22 protein-coding genes and 5 pseudogenes are annotated in these 24,688 nt (G+C 71.8%); 17 read left to right on the forward strand and 10 right to left on the reverse strand.

What is annotated here, in order from left to right; translation table 11 throughout:
- The first annotated feature begins 33 nt into the window (after positions 1-33).
- The 6 genes and pseudogenes from ACWC5O_RS02810 (at position 34) to ACWC5O_RS02835 (ending at position 7,718) form a co-directional block, all read left to right on the forward strand.
- Positions 34-1,869: a BTAD domain-containing putative transcriptional regulator gene (locus ACWC5O_RS02810; protein ID WP_450581849.1), complete on the forward strand. Its 1,836-nt coding sequence runs from the start codon at positions 34-36 to the stop codon at positions 1,867-1,869.
- Between the two features lie 109 nt (positions 1,870-1,978).
- Positions 1,979-2,902 (forward strand): helix-turn-helix domain-containing protein, encoded by a 924-nt coding sequence (locus tag ACWC5O_RS02815; RefSeq protein WP_450581847.1) that lies wholly within the window; start codon positions 1,979-1,981, stop codon positions 2,900-2,902.
- 206 nt (positions 2,903-3,108) lie between these two features.
- On the forward strand, positions 3,109-4,080 hold the full coding sequence (locus tag ACWC5O_RS02820; RefSeq protein ID WP_450581845.1) for an alpha/beta hydrolase: 972 nt from the start codon (positions 3,109-3,111) through the stop codon (positions 4,078-4,080).
- Positions 4,064-4,487: pseudogene (locus ACWC5O_RS02825) on the forward strand (hypothetical protein); the annotation flags it as partial. The gene ACWC5O_RS02820 and the pseudogene ACWC5O_RS02825, both read left to right, overlap by 17 nt.
- Positions 4,488-4,571: 84 nt before the next feature.
- Positions 4,572-5,552 (forward strand): AraC-like ligand-binding domain-containing protein, encoded by a 981-nt coding sequence (locus ACWC5O_RS02830; protein WP_450581843.1) that lies wholly within the window; start codon positions 4,572-4,574, stop codon positions 5,550-5,552.
- A 105-nt stretch (positions 5,553-5,657) separates the two neighbouring features.
- Entirely contained in the window at positions 5,658-7,718 is a 2,061-nt protein-coding gene (locus ACWC5O_RS02835; RefSeq protein WP_450581841.1) for a protein kinase domain-containing protein, read from the forward strand.
- Positions 7,719-7,751: 33 nt separating this feature from the next.
- On the opposite strand, the pseudogene ACWC5O_RS02840 reads toward ACWC5O_RS02835, so the two are convergent.
- Positions 7,752-8,500, reverse strand: a pseudogene (locus tag ACWC5O_RS02840) (sensor domain-containing protein).
- 112 nt (positions 8,501-8,612) lie between these two features.
- Positions 8,613-9,548 carry a LysR substrate-binding domain-containing protein gene (locus ACWC5O_RS02845; protein WP_450581839.1) on the reverse strand — a complete coding sequence of 312 codons (936 nt, stop codon included), beginning with the start codon at positions 9,546-9,548 and terminating at the stop codon, positions 8,613-8,615.
- Between the two features lie 50 nt (positions 9,549-9,598).
- On the opposite strand from ACWC5O_RS02845, the gene ACWC5O_RS02850 reads away from it, so the two are divergent.
- From ACWC5O_RS02850 to ACWC5O_RS02860, 3 genes are all read left to right on the forward strand, one after another.
- Positions 9,599-10,531: a nitrilase-related carbon-nitrogen hydrolase gene (locus tag ACWC5O_RS02850; RefSeq protein WP_450581837.1), complete on the forward strand. Its 933-nt coding sequence runs from the start codon at positions 9,599-9,601 to the stop codon at positions 10,529-10,531.
- A 110-nt stretch (positions 10,532-10,641) separates the two neighbouring features.
- Positions 10,642-11,532: an NmrA/HSCARG family protein gene (locus ACWC5O_RS02855; protein WP_450581835.1), complete on the forward strand. Its 891-nt coding sequence runs from the start codon at positions 10,642-10,644 to the stop codon at positions 11,530-11,532.
- Positions 11,529-11,954, forward strand: coding sequence for a MarR family winged helix-turn-helix transcriptional regulator (locus ACWC5O_RS02860; protein WP_450581833.1), 426 nt, complete (start codon positions 11,529-11,531; stop codon positions 11,952-11,954). Before ACWC5O_RS02855 ends, ACWC5O_RS02860 begins: the two co-directional genes overlap by 4 nt.
- An 8-nt stretch (positions 11,955-11,962) precedes the next feature.
- Here the strand turns inward: ACWC5O_RS02860 and ACWC5O_RS02865 are convergent, their stop codons facing one another.
- The gene (locus ACWC5O_RS02865) at positions 11,963-12,784 is read right to left on the reverse strand and encodes a ribonuclease BN (RefSeq protein ID WP_450581831.1); all 822 of its coding nucleotides are present in this window, start codon (positions 12,782-12,784) and stop codon (positions 11,963-11,965) included.
- 211 nt (positions 12,785-12,995) lie between these two features.
- Between ACWC5O_RS02865 and ACWC5O_RS02870 the strand changes: the two genes are divergently transcribed.
- Both ACWC5O_RS02870 and ACWC5O_RS02875 read left to right on the forward strand, forming a co-directional pair.
- Positions 12,996-13,253, forward strand: coding sequence for a hypothetical protein (locus tag ACWC5O_RS02870; RefSeq protein ID WP_450581829.1), 258 nt, complete (start codon positions 12,996-12,998; stop codon positions 13,251-13,253).
- Positions 13,246-13,574 (forward strand): annotated as a pseudogene (locus ACWC5O_RS02875) (branched-chain amino acid transporter permease). Before ACWC5O_RS02870 ends, ACWC5O_RS02875 begins: the two are co-directional and overlap by 8 nt.
- Positions 13,575-13,679: 105 nt before the next feature.
- Here ACWC5O_RS02875 and ACWC5O_RS02880 read toward each other — a convergent pair.
- Positions 13,680-14,171, reverse strand: a complete 492-nt coding sequence (locus ACWC5O_RS02880; RefSeq protein WP_450581825.1) for a peptidylprolyl isomerase — start codon at positions 14,169-14,171, stop codon at positions 13,680-13,682.
- A gap of 126 nt (positions 14,172-14,297) precedes the next feature.
- On the opposite strand from ACWC5O_RS02880, the gene ACWC5O_RS02885 reads away from it, so the two are divergent.
- Both ACWC5O_RS02885 and ACWC5O_RS02890 read left to right on the forward strand, forming a co-directional pair.
- Complete coding sequence (locus tag ACWC5O_RS02885; RefSeq protein ID WP_450581823.1) at positions 14,298-15,170, forward strand: class I SAM-dependent methyltransferase; 873 nt, start codon at positions 14,298-14,300, stop codon at positions 15,168-15,170.
- 120 nt (positions 15,171-15,290) lie between these two features.
- Positions 15,291-15,908: a hypothetical protein gene (locus tag ACWC5O_RS02890; protein WP_450581821.1), complete on the forward strand. Its 618-nt coding sequence runs from the start codon at positions 15,291-15,293 to the stop codon at positions 15,906-15,908.
- A gap of 384 nt (positions 15,909-16,292) precedes the next feature.
- Here the strand turns inward: ACWC5O_RS02890 and ACWC5O_RS02895 are convergent, their stop codons facing one another.
- From ACWC5O_RS02895 to ACWC5O_RS02905, 3 genes are all read right to left on the reverse strand, one after another.
- The gene (locus ACWC5O_RS02895) at positions 16,293-17,213 is read right to left on the reverse strand and encodes a serine hydrolase (protein ID WP_450581819.1); all 921 of its coding nucleotides are present in this window, start codon (positions 17,211-17,213) and stop codon (positions 16,293-16,295) included.
- 104 nt (positions 17,214-17,317) lie between these two features.
- Entirely contained in the window at positions 17,318-18,118 is an 801-nt protein-coding gene (locus ACWC5O_RS02900; protein WP_450581817.1) for an SAM-dependent methyltransferase, read from the reverse strand.
- A 63-nt stretch (positions 18,119-18,181) separates the two neighbouring features.
- Positions 18,182-20,317 carry a SpoIIE family protein phosphatase gene (locus ACWC5O_RS02905; protein ID WP_450582224.1) on the reverse strand — a complete coding sequence of 712 codons (2,136 nt, stop codon included), beginning with the start codon at positions 20,315-20,317 and terminating at the stop codon, positions 18,182-18,184.
- A 219-nt stretch (positions 20,318-20,536) separates the two neighbouring features.
- On the opposite strand from ACWC5O_RS02905, the gene ACWC5O_RS02910 reads away from it, so the two are divergent.
- Positions 20,537-21,520, forward strand: a complete 984-nt coding sequence (locus ACWC5O_RS02910) for a hypothetical protein (RefSeq protein ID WP_450581815.1) — start codon at positions 20,537-20,539, stop codon at positions 21,518-21,520.
- Here ACWC5O_RS02910 and ACWC5O_RS02915 read toward each other — a convergent pair.
- Together ACWC5O_RS02915 and ACWC5O_RS02920 are read right to left on the reverse strand one after the other, a co-directional pair.
- A complete protein-coding gene (locus ACWC5O_RS02915; RefSeq protein WP_450581813.1) occupies positions 21,501-21,809 on the reverse strand; it encodes a hypothetical protein in 309 nt (102 codons plus the stop codon). The genes ACWC5O_RS02910 and ACWC5O_RS02915 overlap by 20 nt on opposite strands.
- A 266-nt stretch (positions 21,810-22,075) precedes the next feature.
- Positions 22,076-22,132 (reverse strand): annotated as a pseudogene (locus ACWC5O_RS02920) (hypothetical protein); the annotation flags it as partial.
- A gap of 78 nt (positions 22,133-22,210) precedes the next feature.
- On the opposite strand from ACWC5O_RS02920, the gene ACWC5O_RS02925 reads away from it, so the two are divergent.
- The 3 genes from ACWC5O_RS02925 to ACWC5O_RS02935 all read left to right on the forward strand — a co-directional run bounded on the left by ACWC5O_RS02925 (position 22,211) and on the right by ACWC5O_RS02935 (position 24,488).
- Entirely contained in the window at positions 22,211-22,627 is a 417-nt protein-coding gene (locus ACWC5O_RS02925) for a hypothetical protein (RefSeq protein WP_450581811.1), read from the forward strand.
- A 90-nt stretch (positions 22,628-22,717) separates the two neighbouring features.
- Complete coding sequence (locus ACWC5O_RS02930) at positions 22,718-23,932, forward strand: MFS transporter (RefSeq protein ID WP_450582222.1); 1,215 nt, start codon at positions 22,718-22,720, stop codon at positions 23,930-23,932.
- Positions 23,933-24,017: 85 nt separating this feature from the next.
- Entirely contained in the window at positions 24,018-24,488 is a 471-nt protein-coding gene (locus ACWC5O_RS02935) for a DUF6174 domain-containing protein (protein WP_450581809.1), read from the forward strand.
- A gap of 10 nt (positions 24,489-24,498) precedes the next feature.
- Here the strand turns inward: ACWC5O_RS02935 and ACWC5O_RS02940 are convergent.
- Positions 24,499-24,593, reverse strand: a pseudogene (locus tag ACWC5O_RS02940).
- Positions 24,594-24,688: the final 95 nt, after the last annotated feature.

A 24,688-nucleotide genomic window follows, 5' to 3' on the forward strand; every position in this document is an offset into this window, starting at 1 on the left:
GGTCTGTGGCCGTGCAGGACGGGGTTCGGTGAAGTGACGCGGTTCGAAGTGCTCGGATCCCTGCGGGTGGTACGGGGGGAGACCGAGCTGGATCTCGGCTTTCCCCAGCAACGGGCGCTGCTCGGGCTGCTGCTGGTGCACACGGGCCGGCCCGTGCGGATGAGCGAGATCGTCGACGTGCTCTGGTCCGGGCAACCCCCTGCGAGTGCCCGGAACGTGGTGCGCCGCTACGTCGGTGCGTTGCGCAGGCTGCTGGAGCCGGGGCTGCCGCCGCGCGCGCCCGGACGGCGCCTGCCGGGCCGCACCGGTGGCTATCTACTGGAGGCGGACACCGACGAGGTCGACCTGCTGTGCTTCCGTGACCTCGCCCGACAGGGCATGCGGGCCGCCGCCACCGGACGGCCGGAAGAGGCGGTACGGCACTTCGCCGACGCCCTCGCCCTGTGGCGTGGTCCGGTGGCGACAGGGATACCCGCGGCCACACGCGCGCACCCGCACTTCGCGGCCGTGGAGCGGGACATCGTGCGCACCGCGCGGATGGCCGCGGACGCCGCCCTGCTGTGCGGCAGGTCGGAACAGGTGCTCCCCGCCCTGCGCAGAGCCGCCGAACTCGAGCCGCTCGACGAGCCGTTGCACGCCCGGCTGGTCATGTCGCTGGCGTCCTGCGGACTGCAGGCCGAGGCGTTGACCGCGTACGAGGACGTCCGGCGCGACCTGGCCGCGCAGCTGGGCGTCGCACCCGGTCCCGAGCTGGGCGCGGCCCACGCCCGCGTCCTGCGCCAGGAGGTGCGGCCCGCCGGGCACAGCACCGCGCGGGACACGCGGCCGACGCGACCGAGGTCTCCGGAACCCTTCGTCCGGCCCGCCCAGTTGCCGCCCGACCTCGCCGTCTTCACGGGCCGCGGCGCCGAGCTCGGGACACTGAGCGCCCTCGCCGACGCCACGGCGGCCACCGGCCATGCGCCCGCTACCGTCCTGATCAGCGGGATGGCGGGCATCGGCAAGACCGCCCTCGCGGTCCACTGGGCGCACCGCGCCGCCGACCGCTTCCCGGACGGCCAACTCCACGTGGAGCTGGGCGGCTTCGACCCGCGCCGGGCCGCCCTGGCACCCGCCGAGGCGCTACGGCAGCTCCTCACCGCCCTCGGCGTGCCCGTGCAACGGATGCCGGAGGGCCTGGACGCCCTCGCCCGCCTCTGCCAAGGCCTGCTGGCAGGCCGCCGCGTTCTCCTCCTCCTCGACGGCGCCGCCGACACCGAGCAGGTCAGCCCCCTGCTGCCCGCCTCGCCCGGCTGCCTGACGGTGGTCACGAGCCGTAACGGACTGCCCGGCCTGATCGCCGCCGGCGCACGCCCGCTGCGGCTGAACCTGCCGTCCGCGGCGGACGCCCGCGCCGCCCTGGCCCGGCGGATCGGCTCCGACCGCGTGGCCGCCGAACCCGAGGCGGCCGAGGAGATCGTCGTGCGGTGCGGGCGGCTGCCGCTGGCCCTCGCCGTCGTCGCCGCGCGCGCCAGCAGCCGCAGAGAATTTCCGCTGGCCGCCCTCGCCGCCGAACTCCGCGCCTCCCACGGCAGCCTCGACGCCTTCTCCTCCGCCAAGGGGGCGGCCGACGTCCGCGCCGCGTTCCGCGGCTCCTGCCGCACCCTGTCGGCGCAGGGCGCCCGGCTGTTCCGGCTGCTTCCGCGGCACACCGGCCCCTTCGTCACGGCCGGTACCGCCGCGGCACTCGCCGACCTGCCGGCGCGCGAGGCCCGGACGCTCCTCGGCGAGCTGGCCGAGGCGCACCTCGTCACCGAGGCCGAGGCCGCGCCCGGCCACTACGCCCTGCACGAGCTGCTGCGCGCCTTCGCCACCGAACTGACCGAGTAGCTCCGTCACTTCCTTGTCACTCTTTTTGCACATCCCCCGGCCTACGCTCCCGGCGAAGTGGCCTTCTCCAGCGCCGCTTCACATGACGACAGAGCGGAGGCGACGGCGGATGACGGTGACGACCGGCATCGAGACGAGCGGCGGACACCCGGGGTCAACGCAACCGGGCCCGGTGTGGCGGCGGGCCATGGGACTCGACATCCTCATCACGGACCCGGCCCCCGCCGCGCTGCCCCGCGAACGCTCGCCGCACGGGCAACCGGACCTCTCCGGAGGGCCCCGCAGGTGGATCGCCCGGGACAGCGGCGAGTACCTCTTCGTGGGTGTGCGGGGCGTCGGGCCGCTGCTACTGCAGGAACCCTCCGTGGACGGCGGACTCGGCCCGGGTGACATCTGCTTCTACGACCTGCATCGCCCGCCCTCGCTGGACCTCCCCGAGGGATGCCGCACGAAGACGTTCCTGCTCTCCCGCGAACTGCTGGGGCTCACCGACCGCGCCCTGCACCGGATCACCAGGCTGCCCGTGCGCCACGACTCCCGGATGGGCTCGCTCCTCTCGCCGTTCCTGTCCGACCTCGCCGACACCGCCGTGGCGTCGCGGCCCGCGGTCGGCGAGATGCTCGCCTGGAACGCCGTGAACCTGCTCACCACCCTCGCCACCGAGCACCTGCGGGAACACGGGAGGGCGGCCGCCGACGAGCAGTCGTCCCTGGTGTGCCGGATCCTCGGGTTCATCGACCTGAACCTGACCGATGTGGAGCTGTCCCCCCAGCGGATCGCCCGCGCCCACCACATCTCCGTGCGGTACCTGCACAAGCTCTTCGCGGACGAAGGGACCACGGTCGGCCGGCGGATCCTGCTGCGTCGGCTGGAGGAGTGCCGGCGCGAACTCGCGGACCGTTCCCGCGGGACCCGGACCATCGCCGCGGTGGCGGGCCGCTGGGGCTTCGCCAGCGCCACGCACTTCAGCCGCGTCTTCCGGGCCACGTACGGGATGACCCCGCGCGAGTGGCGGGACTGCGCGGGCCGGTGACCGGCTGCTTCCCGTCGTCGCACCGGACCGTCCCTCCCGCGCGCCTCCAGCCGCGCTGAACGAATCCGTGCACGGTCGGCACACCGACCGTGCGCTCACGGGCAATTGACCTCCGCCCAGCGGATCTACGGTGGCGCACAGCGGTGCCGGAGAACGCAGCAGATGCGCCGGACGATCCGGCGCCCCCGAAATCCGAGGAGAATCACATGTCCGATGCCGTCGAGCCGGTTCAGCCGGTGCTGGAGCCCGCCGCCGCCGAGTTCGCGGAGGCGACCGCCAATCCGCCGTACCTGTTCGACCTTGCCCCGGGGGAGGGCCGCAAGGCGGTCGACGAGGTGCAGTCCGGCGACATCGAGAAGCCGGCCGTCGACGAGGAGTGGATCACCGTCTCGGGCGGTCCGACGGGCAGCGTCCGGGCGCGGATCGTCAAGCCGGCCGGCGCCACCGGCTCCCTGCCGGTGATCGTCTACATCCACGGCGCCGGCTGGGTCTTCGGCAACGCCCACACCCACGACCGGCTGGTGCGTGAACTCGCCGTCGGCGCGAACGCCGCGGTCGTCTTCCCCGAGTACGACCTGTCGCCCGAGGCCCGCTACCCGGTGGCCATCGAGCAGAACTACGCCGTTGCCCGGTGGGTCGTGGAGCAGGGCGCGGCCAAGGGGCTGGACGGCTCCCGGCTGGCCGTGGCGGGTGACTCCGTCGGCGGCAACATGACCGCCGCCCTCACCCTGATGGCCAAGGAGCGCGGCGGACTCCCGCTGGTCCAGCAGGTGCTGTTCTACCCGGTCACCGACGCGAGCTTCGACACCGGCTCCTACCGCCAGTTCGCCACCGGCTACTTCCTGCGCCGCGACGGCATGCAGTGGTTCTGGGACCAGTACACGACCGACGAGGCCGAGCGGGCGCAGATCACCGCGTCCCCGCTGCGCGCCACCACCGAGCAGCTCGCGGGGCTGCCGCCGGCCCTGGTGATCACCGGCGAGGCCGACGTGCTGCGCGACGAGGGCGAGGCGTACGCGAACAAGCTCCGCGAGGCCGGCGTCCCGGTCACCGCGGTGCGCTTCCAGGGCATCATCCACGACTTCGTGATGCTCAACGCCCTGCGCGGCACCCACGCCGCCGAGGCCGCCATCACGATGGCCGTCACCACCCTGCGCACCGCTCTGCACGCCGCCTGAGACTCGAGTCCTCGTACACGGTGCGTTCGCCGACGCGGCCGGCTGGTCCGGGGTCGTCGGAGAACTGCAGCGCGAGGGCATCCCCGTCGTCGCCCGCCCAACCCTTCCCCAGTTCTCGGCTGCGCTCGAACCGGGGGGACCCCCATCGCGGTCTCGCCGTCGACGCCGCCTACGTCGCCTCCGTGGCCGCCTACGTCCTCGTGGAGGGCGAGAGCCTCGGTGAGCTGCAGGGCCGCTTCCCGCGCTGGCCGCTGGTGAGCAAGATCAACCCGGAGGTCGAGCGCTATGGCGCCAAGCGGGCCGGAGCGACCGTCCTGGAGCTGGCGGACGCGTCGCACGCGGTCGCCGTGTCCCGGCCCAAGGAGGTCGCCGGACTGATCCGCGACGCGGTCCGCGCGACGAGCTGACCGCACGCCACGGAGCCCGCCCTTCCGCCCGTGCGGCAGGGCGGGCCTGTACGCGCATCCTCTTCCGACACTTCGTGGAGCCTGGTGTCCGACGTTCTCTCCACGGCGCCCCTCGCCGCCTCCGCCCGGGCAGAGCGCTGGCACGAAGCGGTGTCCCGCACCTTCATCCCGCTCGACGTCACCTTCCTGGAGAGGGAACCGTCGCCGGGAAGCATCGTCAGCAGGCGCATCGGCGTGCTGCAGGTCGCCCATGTCGAGGCGGGCCCGCAACTGGTGACGCGCAGCAGACGTCTCATCGCCCGCGACGGCCAGGAGTTCCTCACCCTCAGCCTCCAGTTCCGGGGCTCCTCGCTCAAGGAGCAGGACGGACGGGAAGCCGTGATACGGCCCGGCGAGTTCTCGCTCTCGGATTCCTCCCGACGGTTCAGAAAGAGACTCGACGAGAATTTCCGCTTCACGTCCTTCCATTTCCCCCGCCAGGCCCTCCGAGTGCCGGACGAGGATCTGCGGACGGTGACGGCCACGGCGTTCCGCCCCGACGAGGCCGGCGCCGCACTGGTGTCGGCGTACTTCACCCGCATGGCGCGTGCCTCGGAGAGCTTCGACGACACCGCGGGCCGGCAGGTCGCCGCCACGGCGCTCGACCTGCTGGCGCTGCTGATCGACGAGCGGCGCGGACGCCTCGCGCCACCGTCCTCGGAGACCGCCGCGGCCACCCTGGTGCGTGTGAAGGACCACATCGTGCGCCACCTGTCGGACCCGGAACTCTCCCCGTCCGGGATCGCCGCGGCGCACTTCATGTCGGTCCGCTCCCTGCACCAGCTGTTCCGGACCGGGGGAGTGACGGTGGGCGGCTGGATCAGGCTTCAGCGCCTGGAACGATGCCGACGGGACCTGCTGAGGCCCGAGGCGCAGTCGGGCGGCGTGGCGGCCGTCGCCCGCCGCTGGGGTTTCGTGAGCCCCAGCCACTTCAGCCGCTCCTTCCGCGCCGCGTACGGGATGACGCCCAGGGAATGGCAGCTTGACGGTGCGTCGGACGGGGTGCGCATCGCCGTGAGCATGTGACCCGCTCGCTCCCCGAGAACGCGTGCCGACGTCGACCATCTGCGTGATATACACATCCTCCACACCTTCTGCACGGCCTATCGGCATGCTCCTGGGGGGAGTTCCGTGAGCACTACTGGCGCGGGCGGGCGGGTGCAGCCTGCCCACCCCGGGGACCCCGCCCGCATCGGCCCGTACCGGATCATCGGCCGTCTCGGCTCCGGCGGCATGGGCACGGTCCACGCCGGCCTCACCGCCGACGGGCTCCGGGTCGCGGTCAAGGTGATCCACCCCGCGCAGGCCCAGGACCCGGAGTTCCGGGCCCGGTTCCGCCGAGAGGTCCAGCTTTCCGCCCGGGTGCAGGGACCCTGCCTCGTGCCCCTGCTCGCCGCCGACCCCGAGGCCGCCGCCCCCTGGCTGGCGACCGCCTACGCCCCCGGCCCCACCCTGAACCAGCACCTGGCCCAGCACGGCCCCCTCACCGGCGGCACCCTGTACGCCTTCGCGACCGGTACGGCCCAGGCGCTGGCGGCCATTCACGAGGCCGGTGTGGTCCACCGGGACGTGAAGCCGCAGAACGTCGTCCTCACGCCCGGCGGGCCCCGCGTGCTGGACTTCGGCATCGCCCACGCCGCCGACGGCACCAGCGTGACCCGGACCGGCGTCCTGACCGGCACCCCCGGCTGGATCAGCCCCGAGTACTACCGCGACGGCACGGCCGGACCCGAGGGCGACCTGTTCGCCTGGGGCGCGCTGGTGGCGTACGCCGCGACCGGCCGTCTCCCGTTCGGCGCCGGCGCGCCGGACGCGGTCGCGTTCCGCGTCATGTCGGGGGAACCCGATCTGGACGGAGTTCCGCGGGAGTTGCGGGAGATCGTGGAGACGGCCCTCGCGAAGGAGCCCGCCGACCGGATACGCGCCGTCACGGCGGCGGAGAAGTGCGCACGGCTGCTCGCCGGGCAGACCACCCAGGTCGTCGGCGGCGAGGTGGACCTGGGACCCACCCGCGCCGGTGCACCGGTCATGGCCCGGTGGGACCTGCCCACCCTGGACGATCCCCGCTGGCACGCCCCGGCGACACCGTCCTCCCGCAAGCGGACCATCACGACCGTCCTCGTCGCCGCGGCCGTGGCCGGTGGTCTCGCAGGCGCCGTCATCGCCCTCCCCGGCGGAGGCGGCGGCCATGCCGCAAAGACCAAGGGGTCCACGGCCACCGCGTCCCCGGCCGCGCACGAGGACAGCACCGCACAGCACACCGGACCCGCCGCACCCGACGGCACGACGGAACCGGCGCAGCCGGCGGTCGATCCACGCAGGGCAGTCGTCCCGACCGACCCGCTCGCCGGTGTGGCCGACCCCGCCTTCACCCGTGCCGGGGACGAGACCCAGCCCGGCGACGACGAGTGGAGAGCCAGCACCGGCGCGAGCACCGCGGCCGAGAAGGGCGTGGCGACGACGGTCCGGGACGACATGAGGACCATGCTCGCCACCAAGGACATGGCCTTCATGGAGCCCACGGTCACGTTCAACAAGAGCGCACAGACGCTGATGGTGACCGGCGGCCCGATCTCCCAGCTTCCCGAGGAACAGCAGGAAGTGTTCCGCAGGAGCGGGGAGATGGCGGCCTGCACAGCCCTCGCCCGCCGGCTCGCGGACGACCCCACCGCCTGGCCCTACGGCCGCTACTCGGTCTTCTGGAAGGACTCCGACACCGATCCCGAGCCGAACATCCTCGGCTTCGGCGAGGCCACCGACGGGTGCTACAACCAGATCGCCGGGCAGTGGCAGGGCGACGAGTCCGGCCTGGCGGCCGCGCGGATACCGAGCAGCGACCGGGCGGAGATCCGCGTCGCCGACGCCACCGACAAGGCCGTCACAGCGGCCTGGAAGGTTCGGGTCGCCGAGGGGAACGGGGTGGATCCCGCGGCCGCGGAGAACGACATCAGCCTCGGCTTCGATCCCGTCGAGAAGGCCGCGTACGTGTGGATGCACGACCCCGACGGCACACTGATGGGCCGCGCCCAGCGGGACAACTTCCAGGACGTCGTCACCACCACCGGCTGCCAGAAGCTGGTCTCCGAGTACAGCAGCAACAAGGCGTGGCAGTACACCCGTTGGTCCGTCGTCGTGTGGGAGGGCAACAGCCGCTTCCCCGAGTTCACGGGCTCGGGGGACTGTATGAAGTGAGGGCCCGGCCTGTCGCCCGGCACCCCTCGGCGATCACCACACACACGGCAGCCGCACCTCGACCGCGGTCGGACCCCCGACCGGACTGGACACCTGCACGCTGCCGTCCAGCGCGGCGACCCGGCGGCGGATGCCCAGCAGCCCCGAGCCCCGGCTCTCGTCCGCCCCGCCGGTGCCGTCGTCCCGGACGACGGCACGCAGCCCGGAGCGCAGGCGTTCCAGCCGTACGGTTGCCCGCCGGCCACCGCCGTGCTTGGCGGCGTTGATCACCCGTCACCTCCACCGTCACTTCGAGCCCGCTGCTTGCCGCCAGGGCCCGCACGGCACCGGTCAGGCCGCGGTCGGTGAGGATCGGCGGGTGGATGCCGCGCACCACCTGGCGCAGTTCGGCGAGCGCCTCCTCGGCCTGGCGGCAGCACGACCGGCGTGCGGCGCAGCAGCCCGCTCCCCACCGCGTCGACGACCAGACCCAGCGGCCACAGCGGCAGCGCCAGGAAGACCAGAGCGCCGTAGACGTACGGGGCGATCCTCCAGCGCAGGTCGAGACGGGTGCCGGGATCGCGGACCGCGGTGCGCAGGCGCAGGCGCAGCGGACCGGTGAGGGCCTGGTACGCCTCCGGGATCTCCCGGCCCGTCCAGGCGGCGGTCATGTGCCGCTTGGCTCCGGCGATCCGACGTATCAGCAGCACGGTCTCGGGCAGCATCCAGGCTCCGACCACGACGAGCGTGGCGACGGTCGTGAGAAGCAGCATGGTGATGAAGAGACACAGACCGAAGACCATGACCGCGGCAAGGGTCAGGTGAACCGTGGCACGCCCGGCCTGCCGCAACGCTCTACCTGTACGGCAACGCTAGGCGATCGGGCGCGGACGGTCGGGGGAGCGGACTCCACCTTCACGGTGCAGCCGGTTGCACCATCGCTTCCGTCGCCCCGCGGACCAGGTCCCGCAACCAGACCTGCGCGGGATCGTCGGTCGTGGTGCCGTGCCAGATCGCGTTGACCGTGTACTCCGGCATGGGCAGCGGCGGCAGCGTGAGGGTCAGGCCCAGGGCCTCGGCGTACACCGCGGCCGCGTGGGTGGGCAGGGTGGCCAGCACCGGTACGGCCGTCAGGTGCAGGGCCGCGCCCGCGAAGTGCGTCGTGGAGGCCGGCACCCGACGGCTGAGGCCGCGTGCCTCCAGCAGGTCGTCGACGATGCCGCGCCGGCCGTCGTACGAGATCAGCAGGTGCGGGTGGGCGAGATAGGTATCCAGGTCGAGGGGGAGTGTCAGCGGCAGCAGACGCGGGTTGAACAGGCAGCTGTAGCCGGAGGTGAACAGCGCGCGGCTGCGGTGGTCGGTGCTGTGGGCGGGTGCGGCGGCGACGCCGAGGTCGATCTCGCCACGGTCGAGCAGGCCGGCCACGGTGTTGCGGTTGGCCTGCCGTACGGCGATCCGGATGCCCGGCAGGCCCGTGGTCGCGGCCAGAAGCCGCGGCAGCAGCGTCGCCTCCACGTCGTCGGACATGCCCACGGTGAAGGCGCGCCGGGCGGTGGCCGGGTCGAAGCGGTCCTGCGCGGTGACGGCGCCGTGGATGAGACCGAGGGCCGGTTCGATGCGGCGGGCCAGTTCCACCGCTCGTGCCGTGGGTTCGATGCCGGTGCGCGTGCGTGTGAACAGCTCGTCGCCGAAGAGCCGGCGGAGCCGGCCCAGAGCGGCACTGACCGCGCCCTGGCTCAGATGCAGGGCGGCGGCGGCCCGGGTCACGCTCCGTTCCCGCAGCAGGGCGGTGAAGACGACCAGGAGGTTCAGGTCCGCCTTGCGGAATTCTGTCTCGTAAATGTCGATCATTGTGAAGATTAGTTTGATCGATGTACGGCGGCATTCCTAGCCTCGACTGCATGACCACCGTGACCGCCGCCGTAGTCCAGGCCGCCGCCCCGCTGTTCGACACACCCGCCGCGCTGCACCGAGCCGAGGAGCTGCTCCGTGAGGCCGCCGGGAGCCACCGAGCCGACGTCGTCGTCCTGCCCGAGGCGTTCCTCGGCGGCTATCCCAAGGGCCTGGACTTCGGCATCACCGTCGGCAGCCGCACCCCGGAAGGCCGCGAACTCTTCCGTCGTTACCACGCCGCCGCCATCGAGATCCCCGGCCCCGAGGTCGAGGCGCTGGCCGCCCTCACCCGCGAACTGGGCGTGCACGCGGTGGTCGGCGCGGTCGAACGGCAGGGCGGCACCCTGTACTGCGTCGCCCTGTTCTTCGGCCCGGACGGCTACCTGGGTCTGCACCGCAAGCTGATGCCGACCGCCGCCGAACGCTACCTGTGGGGCCAGGGCGACGGCTCCACCCTGCCCGTCGTGGACACCGGCACGGCCCGGCTGGGCGCGGCGATCTGCTGGGAGAACTACATGCCGTTGTTCCGTACGGCGATGTACGCCAAGGGCGTCGACCTGTGGTGCGCCCCGACCGTGGACGACCGCGAATCGTGGCAGGCCACCCTGCGGCACATCGCCCTGGAGGGCCGCTGTTTCGTGCTCGGCGCCGGCCAGTACCTGCGCCGCGGCGCCCTGCCCGCCGACGTCCACCCCGTCCAGGGCGACGCACCCGACACCGTCCTCATCGGCGGCGGCTCCGTCATCGTCTCCCCCCTCGGCGAGATCCTGGCCGGCCCGCTGCGCGACGGCGAGGGCATCCTGTCCGCCGAACTCGACCTCGACGACCTCGCCCGGGCCCGCTTCGACTTCGACCCCACCGGCCACTACGCCCGCCCGGACGTCTTCACCCTCCATGTCGACGAATCCGCCCGCGCGACCGTCGCACCGCATCAGGGGTGATCCACCTCACAAGCAATTAACTGCGCGACGCAGTGACAGTGTGGGCTACTCTCTTCGTGACGCAGTTAATGTGCAGTGCAGGAAAAAGCTGCCTACGTTCAGGAGCCCATATGCTCACCATCGCCGTCACCGGTGCCACCGGCGCCCAGGGCGGTGCCACCGCCCGCGCCCTGCTCGCCGCCGGACACCGGGTCCGCGCCCTCACCCGCACCCCCGCCGCACCGGCGGCCGAGGCCCTGCGCCGGCTCGGTGCGGACGTCCGGTACGCCGACTTCGACGACCGCCCCTCCCTGGACGCCGCCCTCGTCGGCGCCGACTCCCTCTTCGCGGTGACGACCCCGTTCGGCACGGACACCGCCACCGAGGTCCGCCAGGGCAGGACCCTGCTGGACGCGGCGGCGGCCGCCCGGGCCGGCCACATCGTGTTCACGTCGGCGGCGCACGCCGACCGCGGCACGGGCATCCCCCACTACGACAGCAAGGACGAGATCGAGCGCCACCTCAGGACGACGGGCGTCCCCTGGACGGTCATCGCCCCCGCGGCCTTCATGGACAACTTCGCCTCCGGCTGGACCCTGGAAGGCCTGCGCGAGAACTCCTTCGCCTGGCCCATGCCGGCCGAGCGCCCCCTGACGCTCATCCCGGCCGACGACATCGGCGCCTTCGCGGCCCTGGTCCTGCAGCGCCGGTCCGCCTTCACCGGCCGCCGCATCGACATCGCCTCCGACGAACTCACCGCCGCCCAGATCGCCGCGGCCCTGTCCGCCGCCACAAGCCGCCCCGTCACGCACCGCGAGGTGCCCCTGTCCTACGTCCGCACCCACTCGCACGACCTCGCGGCGATGTTCTCCTACTTCACCACCACCGGCCTCGACGTCGACGTCACCGGCCTGCGCAGTGCCCACCCCGAGGTCGGCTGGCACACCTTCGCCGACTGGGCGGCCGCCCAGGACTGGCCCGCCCTGCTCGCCCCGAACCCGAAGGAACCCGCCCTGTCATGAAGCCCATCGGCTACTGGCTCAACCGCACCGACCAGGCCCTCACCCGGCACATGGACGCCCTGCTCGCGGAGTACGGCCTCACCCGCCTGACCTGGCAGGTCCTCAACGTCGTCCGCGTCGCACCCGAAACCGCCGACACGGAGGTCCACGCCACCCTGGCCGCCAACGCCGACACCACCGCCGTGGCCGCCGCCGTCCGGACCGTCCTCACCGACGGCTGGGCGACACGCCCCGCCACGGGCCTCCTCACCCTCACCGCGCAGGGCGACGCCCGCCTGGCCGCCGTCACCGAACGGGTCGCCTTCTTCCGGGAGGCGGTCATCGCAGGCATCTCGCTGGAGGAGTACGGCACCGCCGTGAGCGTTCTGGAACGCATGACGCGCAACCTCGAAGGCGCACCGGTGGCGGCCCCGACCGGCTGACGGGCCGCTCACTCCTCGTGGGTGGGCATCCAGTGGTGCTCGACGAACCAGCGGCCGAACAGCGCGCCCCCGTACACCACGAACCCGACGCCGATCAGCCACGACTCCACCACCAGCACGGTCCCGACCGCGCCGTAGTTCAGTGCGTTGGTGACGATGAGCGGGGTGAAGACGAGGAACGAGAAGGCCCTGAGGCCGACCATGCCGAGGACCGTGGCGATCGCGCCCGGCAGCAGGGTGCGCCAGTGGACCTGGCCCCCCAGCAGGAAGCGCTGGCCCCACCAGAAGAACAGCACTCCGCTGATCACGGACACCGGGATCCGCTGCGTCCCGTGCATCGCCGTCCGCGTCTGCACCTCCTGATAGAGGTAGGCGGTCAGCACCACCAGCCAGGTCGCCTGCCGCCAGACCCGGTGCCAGGGCCCGGACGCGAGGTCCCAGATCCGCTCGTACCCGTTCTGCACGCTGCCGGCGAAGGAGATACCGAACACCGCGAGCAGGAACAGGCTCAGCACACTGGTGGTGCCGATGACCTTGCGCGGGGGACTGATGATGTTGGTGAGCGCCTCCGCTGACTGTCCCGACAGTCCCATGCCGTCGGTGAGCCAGGAGGCGAAGCCGCCCCGCACCAGCGGATCGGCCGCGGCGACCACGATCAGCAGCGGAGCCAGCGTCACCAGGGCCAGCGTGGCGAACCCCATGGCCCGGTGCATCAGCTCCAGTTCGCGGCCGTGTTGGAGCAGGGCGCGCAGACGCAGCCACTCCCAAGCGCGGTGGAGGCCGCGCCGCCACTGCCTCACGGGTTCCTCCCGTGCTCGCCGCACCAGCATCGTCGCCGACGGTCGCCCGACGCCGGGTTCGCCCGGGCGGCCCTCGATAAGTCTCTGGTGACATGATCGGACGAAAGTCACGGAATCGCCCGGCCGGACATGCCGTGGACGGTCACCCGGAGAAAATTCCGAGCGGGAACGGTCGTCAGATACCCAGCCGCGCGATGGAGAAGGCGGTAGGCGGGGATCCTGGAGACTGTGGCGGGGCTGGATGCGGCGTGCGCGCGGCGGCGAGGGCGTAGTCGTAGGTGACGCGGGTGCCCGGCCGGCGGGCCTGTTCACCGTGCTGGCGCTCGACGCCGTCCGTGACCGGCGGGGCGATCTGTCCACCCCGCTGCTCGCCCTCCTCAGCGCCCTGGCCGCCCGGCTGCTGTTCCCCGGTCAGCCGCTGCCGGTCGCCTTCGCCCTGTTCACCGCCGGGCTCCTGGCCCGACACCTCACCACCCGCAGGAAGCCGAGCCATGCCTGACACGACCTACCTCGTCGCCGCGGTCCTGCTGTCCGCCGCGGTCACCTGGGCCCTGCGCGCTCTTCCCTCCGCCGCTCTCGCCCCGTTGCGGGCGAGCGGCACGGTCCAGTACCTGAGCACGCGCATGCCCGCCGGGATCATGGTGATGCTGGTCGTCTACTGCCTGCGCGACCTGCCGCTGACCCACGCCCGCGTGGCGGCCCCCTGGCGGCCCTGGCCGTCACCGTCGGCGTGCATCTGTGGCGCCGCAACGCCCTGTTGAGAATCCTCGGCGACACCGCCGTCCATGTGGCGCTGGTCAGCACGGTCTTCGCGCACTGACGACCCGCGGACAGGGCGACGCCCGGTGAGACGGCCGGTCAGGAGAGAACCGACCGGCGTCATCACCGGGGCGTTCGCGTCACCCGCCGGTGCGGGGAGCGTCGGTCAGACCGTGCCGCTCGCGGTGATCGTGACCTTCGCGCTGGGTGCGCCGCTCCGGCTGCCCACGCCCTCGATCTGGTCGACGAGCTTCTGCCCCTCGACGACCTCACCGAAGACGACGTGCTTGCCGTCGAGCCAGTCGGTGACGATCGTGGTGATGAAGAACTGCGAGCCGTTGGTGTTCCGGCCGGCGTTCGCCATGCTCAGCAGGTACGGGCGGTCGTGCTTCAGGGTGAAGTTCTCGTCGGCGAACTTCTCGCCGTAAATGCTCTTGCCGCCGGTGCCGTTGCCCTTGGTGAAGTCGCCGCCCTGCAGCATGAACTGCGGGATGATCCGGTGGAACGAGGAACCGGCGTAGCCGAAGCCGTGCTCGCCGGTGGCCAGCTCGCGGAAGTTCTTGGCGGTCTTGGGAACCACGTCGTCAAAGAGCTTGAAAACGATCCGGCCGGCCGGCTCGTCGTTGATACTGATGTCGAAGTACACGTTGTCACTCATGGCGATCAACCTACCGTCGCCGAGTCCCGCGACGTGCAGAAGGGTCTCCCTTGCACATCTGGTGTCGCTCCGCACCCCACCGACGAACACCGCGCCTCAAGCCCCACACACGTGGAAAATCCTCCCGTGACCGAAGACTGGGTGTGGGACGAAACACTTTTCGCGGGGGCGGCCCCCTACTACGACCGGGGCAGACTGCCGTACGCCCCCACCCTCGTGCCGGTGTTGGCCGACGAGCTCGGGCTCGACGGGACCGGGCGGCTCCTTGACGTGGGATGCGGCCCCGGCACCCTGTCCGTGCCCCTCGCGCCCCTGTTCGGCGAAGTCGTGGGCGTGGATCCCGACCCCGGCATGCTCGGCGAAGCCGCCCGCCGGGCCGCCGCCGCGGGGGGAGCCGCCAAGTCCCGGTGGGTACGGATCCGGGCCGAGGACCTCCCGGCGGACCTCGGCACCTTCACCGTGGCGGTCTTCGCCCAGTCCTTCCACTGGATGGACCGCGAGCTGGTGGCGGGCACCGTGCGCGGCATGCTCCGGCCCGGCGGGGCGCTCGTGCACGTCTCGGACCTGAAGGGCGAGCGGCTCGGCATCGAGGGTCTGCCGTACCCCGGTGTGCCGTACGGCGCCATCGGCGAACTGGTCAAGCAGTACCTGGGACCGGTCCGCCGTGCCGGGCGCGGAGTGCTGCCCGACGGAACACCCGGCGGCGAATCGGAGATCATCGCCCGCGCCGGATTCCTGGGGCCCGAGCGGCTTGTCGTTTCCGGCGGGCAGGTACTGGACCGCAGCGAGGACGACGTCGTCGCCGGGACCTTCTCGATGTCGTACTCGGCACCCGGCCTGTTCGGCCCGCACCGTGACGCCTTCGAAGCCGACCTGCGCCGCTTGCTGCGCTCGTCCTCCCCGGCGGGCCGCTTCTGTGAACGGGGGCCCAGCACCGAGGTGTTCGTGTGGCGCAACCCGTCCGTCGCTGCCGCGGCCGGACCCCTGGCCGACCTGTGATCCGTCGCGGCGAAGGGTGAGAGCCAATCGGGCGGGGCGTCCGGGCCGGTTCGGCATGGCTCCATGTCGAACCGCGCCATGCCCCGATGCTGATGGCGTTCGAACCCTGCGGGAGAGACCATGGACGATCACTCCAGACTTCAAGAAGCGCGGCAAACGGCATCCATTGGTGCGGGCCCTGGCAGTTCGGGGCAGGCGGGGGTCATCGGCATTGCACTGGCCGCCGTGCTGACGGCCGCTCTCGCGCAGGGTTCCTGGCAGTGGTTCGCCAGCTACATCGGGGTGACGCTTCTCGCGGTGGTCTTCTCCTTCTACCGACTGCCGGCATGGACGCCCGGCCTCGGATCCACGTACATAAGGAATCTGACGGCGTTTTCACTGGTGGTCGGCCTGTGTGTAGCGATCACCATCGCCCCTGTTCTTCAGCGCACGGCGTGGTTGTTTCCGATGCCGGGCACTCGACACGGGTGTCCTGAAGTGGGCAGGTACGCGGGCATCCAGGCGGAGGCCGCGCTGGCCGACCTGGCCGGTCGCGACAGAGCCGCCTTGGCTCACGCGCAGGAGGCGAAGATCCATGAAGCGGTCGCTGACTGCCTGTCAGCTACTACGACCCTGTGGCTGCCGGTGTACGGCTTCGCGGCGGCCGTACTGGTGGGGCTCGGCACGTGGTGCTTCGACCGGGCTCGGGTGAGGAGGGAGATGGCCATGGACGGCCGGAATCCTCCTCGTCAGGGCTGAGCAGGCGCGCGAACGCGACAGACGCATCTCAACTCGGTCAGGGCACGGCGCAGGGTCGCGGCGGGTTCGGCGATCCGCCGCTGCGGGATCTCGGCGGACAGGATCGCCCGTGCCCCGTGGAAGGTGCCGCGGTAAGGACAGAACTCCGCGGGGGCGATGAGGGCGAGGGAGACCGGACGGGTCGGTGGCCTGGGCCGGGGCGGCGTAGGGCGTGGCGGGCGTTGGGCTCAGCCAGTGCCGCCGACTGTCTCCACTTGCACCACAGCAGCGTCGCCCGGCCGACTCGGACAGGTCGGAAACACCCTGGGCATCGAACCCACCGAGCCCACCGGCCCGTTGCGGGCCAGGCTCGCCCTCACCGCAAGGCGGCTGCTCGTCGACTGATCAATCGGTGTGCTCCAGCCGGCGCAGGTGATCGACGGCCAACCGGGCGGCCGTGCCGATCACGGAATCCGCCTGTGCTGTCCCCGTACCGGGCCCGGTGGGCCTGGTGAACACCGCCACCGCGAAACGGGAGCCGTCCGGGTACCGCACGACTCCGGCGTCGTTGCTCACACATCCGGGAACCGTGCCCGACTTGGCGGCCACCCGCACCTCGGCACCAAACCCGGCTGCGATCTTCCGGGTCAGCCGCTGCTGAGCGATGACCGCCCGCACCGCGGCGCAGGCGTCAGCGGGCCCGGCCTCGTCCCGCCAGATCATCCTCAGCAAGGCGGCCATCTGCCCGGCCGTCGCGCTCGTGATGTGCCCGGGCTGCAGGGACGGAGCGGACAGCGCGCGCTCCCATATGCGGTCGGTGTCCCGCGGTGAGCCCGCCTCGCGCATCGCGCGGTTCATCTCCGCCCACCCGCCGAAACCCGCATCGCGGCCGATCGCGTCGAACTCCTCCTGGATCGTGCCCGCCAACCGGATCCCGTCCAGGCCCAACGCGGCCAGCCGTGCGTGAATCCGCGGCACCGACACCCGACGGATCACCACGTCGGTCGCGGTGTTGTCGCTGATCGTCACCATCATCCGGGCGACATCGCGCAGCGAGACCTCGGCCTCGTCCTCGAAGATGCAGAAGCCCTGACCGCCCGGCGTGGCCCGCGAGGGCGAGAGCCGGACGCGCTCGGTCAGGTCCAGCTCGCCCTCGGAGCCCTGACAGAACAACTCCAACGCCACCGCGATCTTGAAGGTGGACGCGGCGACCACCAGCTCCTCGTCGCCCAGGACCACCCGCCCGGGACCGTCGATGTCCAGGACAGCCACACTGCCCTGACACCCGGCCTCGGCGAACACCTGCTCAAGTCGGTTCTCGATCATCCGCCCACGATCACTCGCCCACCCTCACCCGGGGGCACGATTCGCCACGGGTGAACGGCGACCGGCCGGGGCGGACTGCCCCTGCTTGCCGAACCTCCGCGCGGTCACGCGGTCTTGCGGGCCACCCCGCCGTAGAAGCCGATCTCGGCAGACCTCGGCGGAGGCGGGGTGTCCGGGCGCCAGAACGGGACCTGGGCCAGGCCCGGTTCGACCAGTTCGAAGCCGTCGAAGAACCCCTCGACCTCGGCGCGGGACCGCAGGTTCAGCGTGGCGGTGGCCTTGTTGTAGACGGCCTGGGCGGCGCTGCGGTCGGCGAAGTCGCCGGTGGCGTGCGAGAGCACCAGGAAGCTGCCGGCCGGAAGCGCGTCGCGCAGGGCGGCGACGGCCCGCGCGGGCTTCTCCGCGTCGGTGAGGAAGTGGAGGACGGCCACGAGGAGGAGCGCGACCGGCCGGTCGAAGTCGATGGCCCGGCGGACCTCGGGGTGGTTCACGATGGCCTGCGGGTCGCGCACGTCGGCGAGTACGACACTGGTCGCGCCGGAGCTGCTGAGCAGCGCGTTGGCGTGCGCGGCCACGATCGGATCGTTGTCGACGTAGGCCACGCGGACGTCCGGCGCCAGCTCGTGGGCGATCTCGTGCACGTTCGGTGAGGTGGGCAGCCCGGTGCCGATGTCGAGAATCTGGCGTACCCCGCTGCTGACGACGTACCGGACGGCGCGCCGCAGGAAGGCGCGGTTGGACCGCAGTCCGATGCGCACCTCGGGTGCGGCAGCGGCCAGTTCGTCGCCGGCCCGTCGGTCCACCTCGTAGTTGTCCTTGCCGCCCAGCAGGTAGTCGTAGATCCGCGCAGGGTGCGGTCTGCCGGTGTCGATCTCCCCGACGCCGAAGCCGCCGTCCTGTCCCACGCCGTGCTCCTCTCGACGACCGCCACGGCCCCGCCCGCGAACGGTTCACGACAGCTTCGCACATCAACTCCCATGGCCGGACAGGTGGTTGTACGTTGCGCGCAGCAGCAGGACGGTGACGTCGTCCGTGTACTGCCCGGTCGGCCAGGCGTGGTGGATGAGGCTGTCCGCGAGGTGTTCGAGGTCGGGGTCGTCCGTTCCCGCCAGGTACTTGAGCAGGTCGGACGTGGTGGCTGCGGCGTCGCGTCCGGGTTTTTCCACCAGCCCGTCGGTGTAGAGGGCCAGGATGGCTCCGTCGCGCAGCGGGGTGGCGGTGACGGGGTAGCGCACGTCCGTGCCGATGCCCAGAAGGGGGCCGGGCTCGATGTCCAGAACCCGTCCGCCGTGGTGAGCATCGAGCAGGAGTGGGGGCACGTGACCCGCGCTGGCGAGGGTCAGCCGTCCATGGGCCAGGTCCACGTGCGCGTAGAGGCAGGTGACGAGCAGGTCGGATTCCAGGTCGGCCAGCAGCCGGTTGGTGCGGGACAGCACCTCGTCCGGTGCCGCCCCGGCGGTCGCGTGGGCGTGAATGGCGGTGCGGACCTGTCCCATGAGGGTGGCCGCGGCGATGCTGTGGCCTTCCACGTCGCCGATGAATGCCGCGACCGTGGTGTCGTCCAGGCGGAGCAGGTCGTAGAAGTCTCCGCTGACATCGAGCCCGTGCCCGGCCGGCAGATAGCGGGCGGCGACTTCGAGGCCGGGCAGCGTGGGCAGGGTGCGGGGCAGCAGAGTCTGCTGGAGTTCGTGGACGAGACGGTGCTGGGCGTCATAGAGGCGGGCGCGGTCGAGCGCCTGGGCGATGAGACGGGCCAGCGGCGTGAGGACGGCGCGCTCGTCGGCCGTGAAGGTGTGCGGACGGTCGTAGGACAGGATGCAGCAGCCCACCGGCCGGCCGGTGATGACGAGAGGCAGGAAGGCCCAGGCCTGTTTGCCGCTGATCTGGGGCGCTCGGGGGTGACTGCGTGCCATGTCGGCGGGGCTGGCGAAGAAGGCGGGCACGCCGCTGGCGAGGACGCGGCCGGCGGGGGTGAGGTCGGTGTCCAGGGGGAGGGCGTCGAGGCGCTCGATGGTGTCGTCGGGGTAGCCGTGGTGGGCGGTGATCTTCAGCCGGCCCGCGTCCGCCGCGGACAGCACCATTCCCTGGGCGCCGAAGGCGGGGAGGATCTGTTCGGCGATCAGGGTGGCGACGTCGCGTACGGTCACCGTCTCCGTGAGGGCCGCCGCCAGGTGGACCAACTGGTAGAGACGTCCGGTCGGTGCCGCCGCGGGCCGCTGTGCGGCGGGCGCCGCCGTGCCCGTCCGCTGCTGTGTGCACGGGGTGATACGGACGCTGATGCCACTGGTGTCCGGGTGGAGCCGGAAGGTCAGCCACTGGTCGGGCGGCCGGAGAGCGTCGAAGGAGAGCGGCGTACGGCTGACGACGGCTGTGCGGTACTGGTCCTCGTACCCGGGGTCGTCCAGCCAGGGCAGCGCCTGCCAGGGCCGCTCGCCCAGCAACTGGTCCGCGGGGCGCCCGAGGAGCCGGGCGGCAGTGCCGCTGACGAACGTGACGCGCCCCTCCAGGTCCAGGGCGACGGCACCTTCGGGCAGGCGTTCGAGGTAGTCGGCCGCGGCCATTACGGTCTGCGTGGGGTGGCGTGCGGTCTCGAGCGTCCAGATGCGCGGCTGCTCGGGAAAGCTGGGTGGCCGAGGCGCGTCGTCCAGCAGACGGGCCAGCCGGTGTGCGCTCGCGATGATGTGGTCGCGCTCGCGCGGGGAGGCCTCCTGCGGGTGGTCGCCGGACCACATGAGCACGATGCCTCCCCGGCACCGGCCCACGCCGGTGAGCGGGGCGGCCGCGAGCGCGAAACGGTAGGGCAGGACGGTCGCGGTGACCGGATAGCGTCGTGTCATCTCCTCCTGGCTGCCGATCCACACCAGCCGGTCGTCACGGATCGCGTCGGCGACCGGGACGGGGGCGGTGAGCGGCAGGCGCTGCCAGGTCTGGGTGAACTCGACGGGCAGCCCGCACAGCGCCACCAGGCGCAGCATCGGCTCCCGCTCCTCGATCAGGTAGAGGCCGCCGATCACGGCGCCGGTGCGGCGCACGACGTCCGTCAGACCCGTCCCGAGCGCATCGTCCAGTGACTCGCCACCCTCCGGCAGATCACCGGGTCGCATCGTGATCTCCGCTCGCTTCCGGGCGGCGCCGCCGATCCACGCGTCGACGTGTCTGTACATCGGCCGCGCCACGCAAATATTGCCTTATCGGGACAATATGCCCGATCTGGATCACTGCCAAGGCGGGACAGCCCGACCAAGATCAGTTCGCCTGGTATCGTCCGGGCGTTCGAAGGCGAGGCTCGACCATCTTCGCCGTCCACATACCAGGGGGGTCATGTGTCCACGTCCTTTTCGGGTCCGTCCCGTCGTCACCTGCTGACCGGCGGCGCCGGTTTGGCGCTTGCCGCGTCTGCCGGGTCCCTGATCTCGCCCACCCGCGCCGCCGCGGCCGAACCGGCGACCGCCGCGCTCTACCAGCTCAAGCCGCCGCACCTGTTGGAGGCCGAGACGCTGGTGGAGTACCTGCGGCTGCGCGCCACCCAGTGGGACCACAACCGGTACAACGTCGAGCAGACCAACGGCGAGAACCTCGGCAGAACCCAGGTGACCTGGGGCCGCCCGGGGCACCCGGAGGAGTTCGAGAACCTCTCCCAGTGCGCCTCGTTCATGACGAGCCTGCTGCAGCGCTCCTACGGCGCCGACACCGCCTACGGCTGGGCCACCACGGCGTACTTCAACCAGTACTTCCCGCCGAAGGACGGCACGACCCGCACCACCTCGTTCCCCAACGCCGAGGATCTGCAGGCCGGGTTCCTGAACGCCGCCAACGTGCCGCACATCGACCCGGTGACCAAGCCGGTGAACCTGCGTCCCGGCGACATCGTGGCCTGGGACTACGACCCCAACGCCAAGAGCACCCCCTACACCGGCCACACCGTGATGATCCGTGCCTACCTCGGCACCCACGCCTCCTCCGTCGACAGCAAGCTGGGCATCACCGGGGTCGTCCCGCACCTCTTCCAGGTCGTCGACTGCACCAACAGCCCCCACGGCGGACCCGACCTCACCAGCCAGTCCAGCATCGACCGCTACCGTTCGTACCCGGACAGCCGCGCCGAGATCGCCGACGACAACACCACCTACACCGAGCACAGTGGCGTGGGCTACGGGCACATGGTCTTCTACGCGGACCCCGACACGTCCCTCTTCGCCGGATACCGCTGGAGCGTCAACTCCTCCACGCCCCAGGCCGCCGTCGCACAGCCGGTCACGGGCAAGAAGCAGATCGCAGCGGGCCGCGTCAACGCCTTCCTGGTGTAGTCGGCGCGGAGCCGGGCTGCCGGCCGGCCAGGCGCCGGGTGTGGGCGGAGCCGAGCGCCGGCCAGCCGGCGGACGGGGTCTTTTCCTGCGCCAGGCCGGTCGGAACGGCTCGTACCAGGCGCTCGGCCTGGAGGTCGGTGGCGCGCTCGTCGTCGGTGTGCACGAGCCCGTCGACGAGCAGCACGGCAAGCCCGTGAAGGGTCGCCCAGACCGTGAACTCGGCGCCCGGGCGTACCGCGGCCGACAGTCCGCCGGCCGCGGTGAACCGGTCGAGTTCTGCCCCGAGCACCTCATGCGGGTGGGGGAGACGACCGAGTCCGGGCCGTTGGAGCCTGCCCTGAAGACGAGCCGCGCGACGGCGGGGTCCTCGACGGCCCACCGGATGTAGCTGCGGCCGAGGGCGATCAGGCGCTGCAGAGGGTCGGTGCCCTGCCGGGGAGCTGCCGCGCAGGCGTGTGTCAGGCGTTCACCGAGCCGGGCGAGCACCCGTTCCGACAAGGCGTGGACGAGCGCGTCACGTGAGGCGCAGTGGTGATAGGCGGCGCTCGGGCTGACACCGGTCCTGGCCGAGGCCTCCCGCAGTGACCAGCCGTCGGCTCCGCGTTCCCGCACGAGTGCCTCGGCGGCGTTCAGATTGGTTGGTACGCTCGGCGAACAAGCTCAACACTGTTCAGATGGGAGCGCGGCCATGTGGCCCAGCGGCCCTTCCTCGCCCTCCGGAACGACGCCTACGTGCTGGAGCAGGCCCGCCGCCTCGCGGGCATCCGGCGCCTCCACCTGACTCTGACGCACTTCCACCCCGAGCACGGCTTCGGCGCCCAGGTGTTCAAGGCGGAGGCGACGATCCGTGACGAGACCGACCGTCTGCGGGCAGCCGGCGTCGACGTGACAGTGGCGCTGCTGCCACGGACCGCGCAGGACCGGCCCATGCACCGGACCCGGCGACCAGTGGCGACGATGCGTCAGGTACTGCGACACCGTTGGGAGATGGCGAGCGGGATCCAGGAGTTCCCGGCGTTCGCGGAGACGATGGAACCGCTGCTGCGCAAGGTCGCCGGAGGGTGCCAGGCCACGCCCCTGCCGGGATATCCCGCATTCGGGGGCTGAGCCCCTGGCCGGGTGTGGTGGCACCGGACGGCGCAGCACGGCGTTGCGAGGCGCACCGCGCCCGACAGCCGATGCCTATGGTGGGCTGTGATCAGCAGCGGTGCAGAGCCTCGCCGGCGGGGTGGAGGACGCCCGGGGTACAAGTCCGCGGCGGGCGTCTTCGCCATCGGCATGATGGGCACGACCCTGCCCACACCGCTGTACGGGTTGTACCGGGAGCAGATCGGGTTCTCCGAACTGATCGTGACGGTGGTGTTCGCCGTCTACGCGGTGGGTGTCGTCACCGCCCTGCTGATCGCCGGCGGCTTCTCCGACGTGCTGGGACGGCGGCCGGTGCTGCTGGCCGCGCTCGGCCTGGCCGCCCTCAGCGCGGTGTGCTTCCTGTTCGAGGCCGGACTGCCGCTGCTTTACACGGGCCGGGTGCTGTCGGGCTTCTCGGCCGGTCTGCTGAGCGGCACGGGCACCGCGGCCGTACTCGAACTGGCCCCGCCCGCCGAACGCGGCCGCGCCGGACTGGCGGCGACCGCGGCCAACATGGGCGGTCTGGGACTCGGCGCGCTCGTCTCCGGTTTCCTCGCCGAGTACGCCCCTTGGCCGCTCAAGCTTCCGTTCGCCACCCATCTGGCGCTCCTGGCCGTCGCCATGGTGGTCGTGTGCCTGCTGCCCGAGACCGTGCGCCGCACCGTTCCGCGGCCGTCGCTGCGACCTCAGGGCATGAGGGTTCCGCCGGAGGTGCGCGGGGTGTTCGCGCCCTGCGCCCTCGCCGCCTTCGCGGGCTTCGCCATGCTCGGCCTGTTCACGGCCGTCGCCCCGGCCTTCCTCACGCAGACACTGGGTGAGCACAACCTGGCGGTCGCCGGAGGCGTCGTCTTCTGCGTGTTCTGCGCCTCGACCGGCGGCCAGCTGCTCATGGGACGGGTCGGTGCGCGCCGCGCCCTGCCCGGGGGCTGTACGGTGCTCGTCGCCGGACTCCTCATCATCGCGACCTCGCTGTTCCTGGAGTCCTTCCCACTGCTGCTGACCGGGGCGGTGACCGGTGGTGTGGGGCAGGGGATGGCGTTCCGCGGCGGGCTGACCGAGGTGAGCACCGCGGCGCCCCCGGCGCACCAAGGCGCCACCATCTCGGCGTTCTTCGTCGTCGCGTACGTGGGGATCTCGTTGCCCGTCGTCGGAGTGGGCGCCATGACGCTGGCGCTGGGGCTGCGCGGAGCCGGTCTGGTGTTCACGGGGTGCGCGATCCTGCTCGTGACGGCAGTGGGCATCCGCGTGCGACGGAACCTGCCCCCGGCCACCGCCCGGTCATGAACCGAGGTTCGGGCCGGTCGGGTGAACGTCCCGCGGTCCTCCGGCGTCGAAGGAGAAACAGCCCGCGTAGGTGAGAGGCCCGAACATGACATCCGTCCGTCCGGTTCCCCGGTCCGCGCTGCCCCGCCTCGCACTGATGGCGGGGCTTGTCTGGGCAACCGCCGCGTGCCAGGGGGAGGCCGAGGTCAACAGAGCGGCGCAGGCGGAGAGTACCGCCTGGAAGGAGCCGCCGGCGTACACGTACACCCTGAAGTCGAGCGGGGGAGAGCGGCTCCTGATCGGCACCTTCCGGGTGACCGTGCAGGAGGGGAAGGCGGTGCGTGCGGTGGGGCTGGACGAGCCGGGCCGCAGGGTGGTGGAGCAGTCGCCCGGGGCCGTGCCCACCATCGGAGGACTGGTGAAGGAACTCGAACAGGCCCGTCGCGACGGCGCGGACACCGCGGAGGCGGAGTACTCGACCACAGGGTATCCCCTGCGCATCACCCTGGACTGGTCGGCGAACGCCGTTGACGACGAGGCCGAGTACGCGATCAGCGACTACGTGGCCGGGCGCTAGCGCACCGGTGCGGAGAGGGCAGGATTCGAACCTGCGTGGGCCCCGGGGGGCCCGACCTTGAGGCGTGCTCGTAGGTCCCCGATCAGCCACTCCGGGCACCTCTCCCTGTTCCCGGCCTCCGGTTTCCCGTGCCGTTCACATGAAGGAGAGTGGCAGGAGCCGCTGACCCGGGCCTGACGCACCGCTGACACGACCGCCCG

The organism is Streptomyces sp. NPDC001450, assembly GCF_053597295.1.

Excerpts from the sequence above, each read along its gene's own strand:
- ACWC5O_RS02815 (WP_450581847.1), top strand. The coding sequence starts at position 1,979 with ATGACGGTGACGACCGGCATCGAGACGAGCGGCGGACACCCGGGGTCA.
- ACWC5O_RS02820 (WP_450581845.1), top strand. The coding sequence starts at position 3,109 with ATGTCCGATGCCGTCGAGCCGGTTCAGCCGGTGCTGGAGCCCGCCGCC.
- ACWC5O_RS02845 (WP_450581839.1), bottom strand. The coding sequence starts at position 9,548 with ATGATCGACATTTACGAGACAGAATTCCGCAAGGCGGACCTGAACCTC.
- ACWC5O_RS02850 (WP_450581837.1), top strand. The coding sequence starts at position 9,599 with ATGACCACCGTGACCGCCGCCGTAGTCCAGGCCGCCGCCCCGCTGTTC.
- ACWC5O_RS02855 (WP_450581835.1), top strand. The coding sequence starts at position 10,642 with ATGCTCACCATCGCCGTCACCGGTGCCACCGGCGCCCAGGGCGGTGCC.
- ACWC5O_RS02860 (WP_450581833.1), top strand. The coding sequence starts at position 11,529 with ATGAAGCCCATCGGCTACTGGCTCAACCGCACCGACCAGGCCCTCACC.
- ACWC5O_RS02865 (WP_450581831.1), bottom strand. The coding sequence starts at position 12,784 with ATGCTGGTGCGGCGAGCACGGGAGGAACCCGTGAGGCAGTGGCGGCGC.
- ACWC5O_RS02870 (WP_450581829.1), top strand. The coding sequence starts at position 12,996 with ATGCGGCGTGCGCGCGGCGGCGAGGGCGTAGTCGTAGGTGACGCGGGT.
- ACWC5O_RS02880 (WP_450581825.1), bottom strand. The coding sequence starts at position 14,171 with ATGAGTGACAACGTGTACTTCGACATCAGTATCAACGACGAGCCGGCC.
- ACWC5O_RS02890 (WP_450581821.1), top strand. The coding sequence starts at position 15,291 with ATGGACGATCACTCCAGACTTCAAGAAGCGCGGCAAACGGCATCCATT.
- ACWC5O_RS02895 (WP_450581819.1), bottom strand. The coding sequence starts at position 17,213 with ATGATCGAGAACCGACTTGAGCAGGTGTTCGCCGAGGCCGGGTGTCAG.
- ACWC5O_RS02905 (WP_450582224.1), bottom strand. The coding sequence starts at position 20,317 with ATGCGACCCGGTGATCTGCCGGAGGGTGGCGAGTCACTGGACGATGCG.
- ACWC5O_RS02935 (WP_450581809.1), top strand. The coding sequence starts at position 24,018 with ATGACATCCGTCCGTCCGGTTCCCCGGTCCGCGCTGCCCCGCCTCGCA.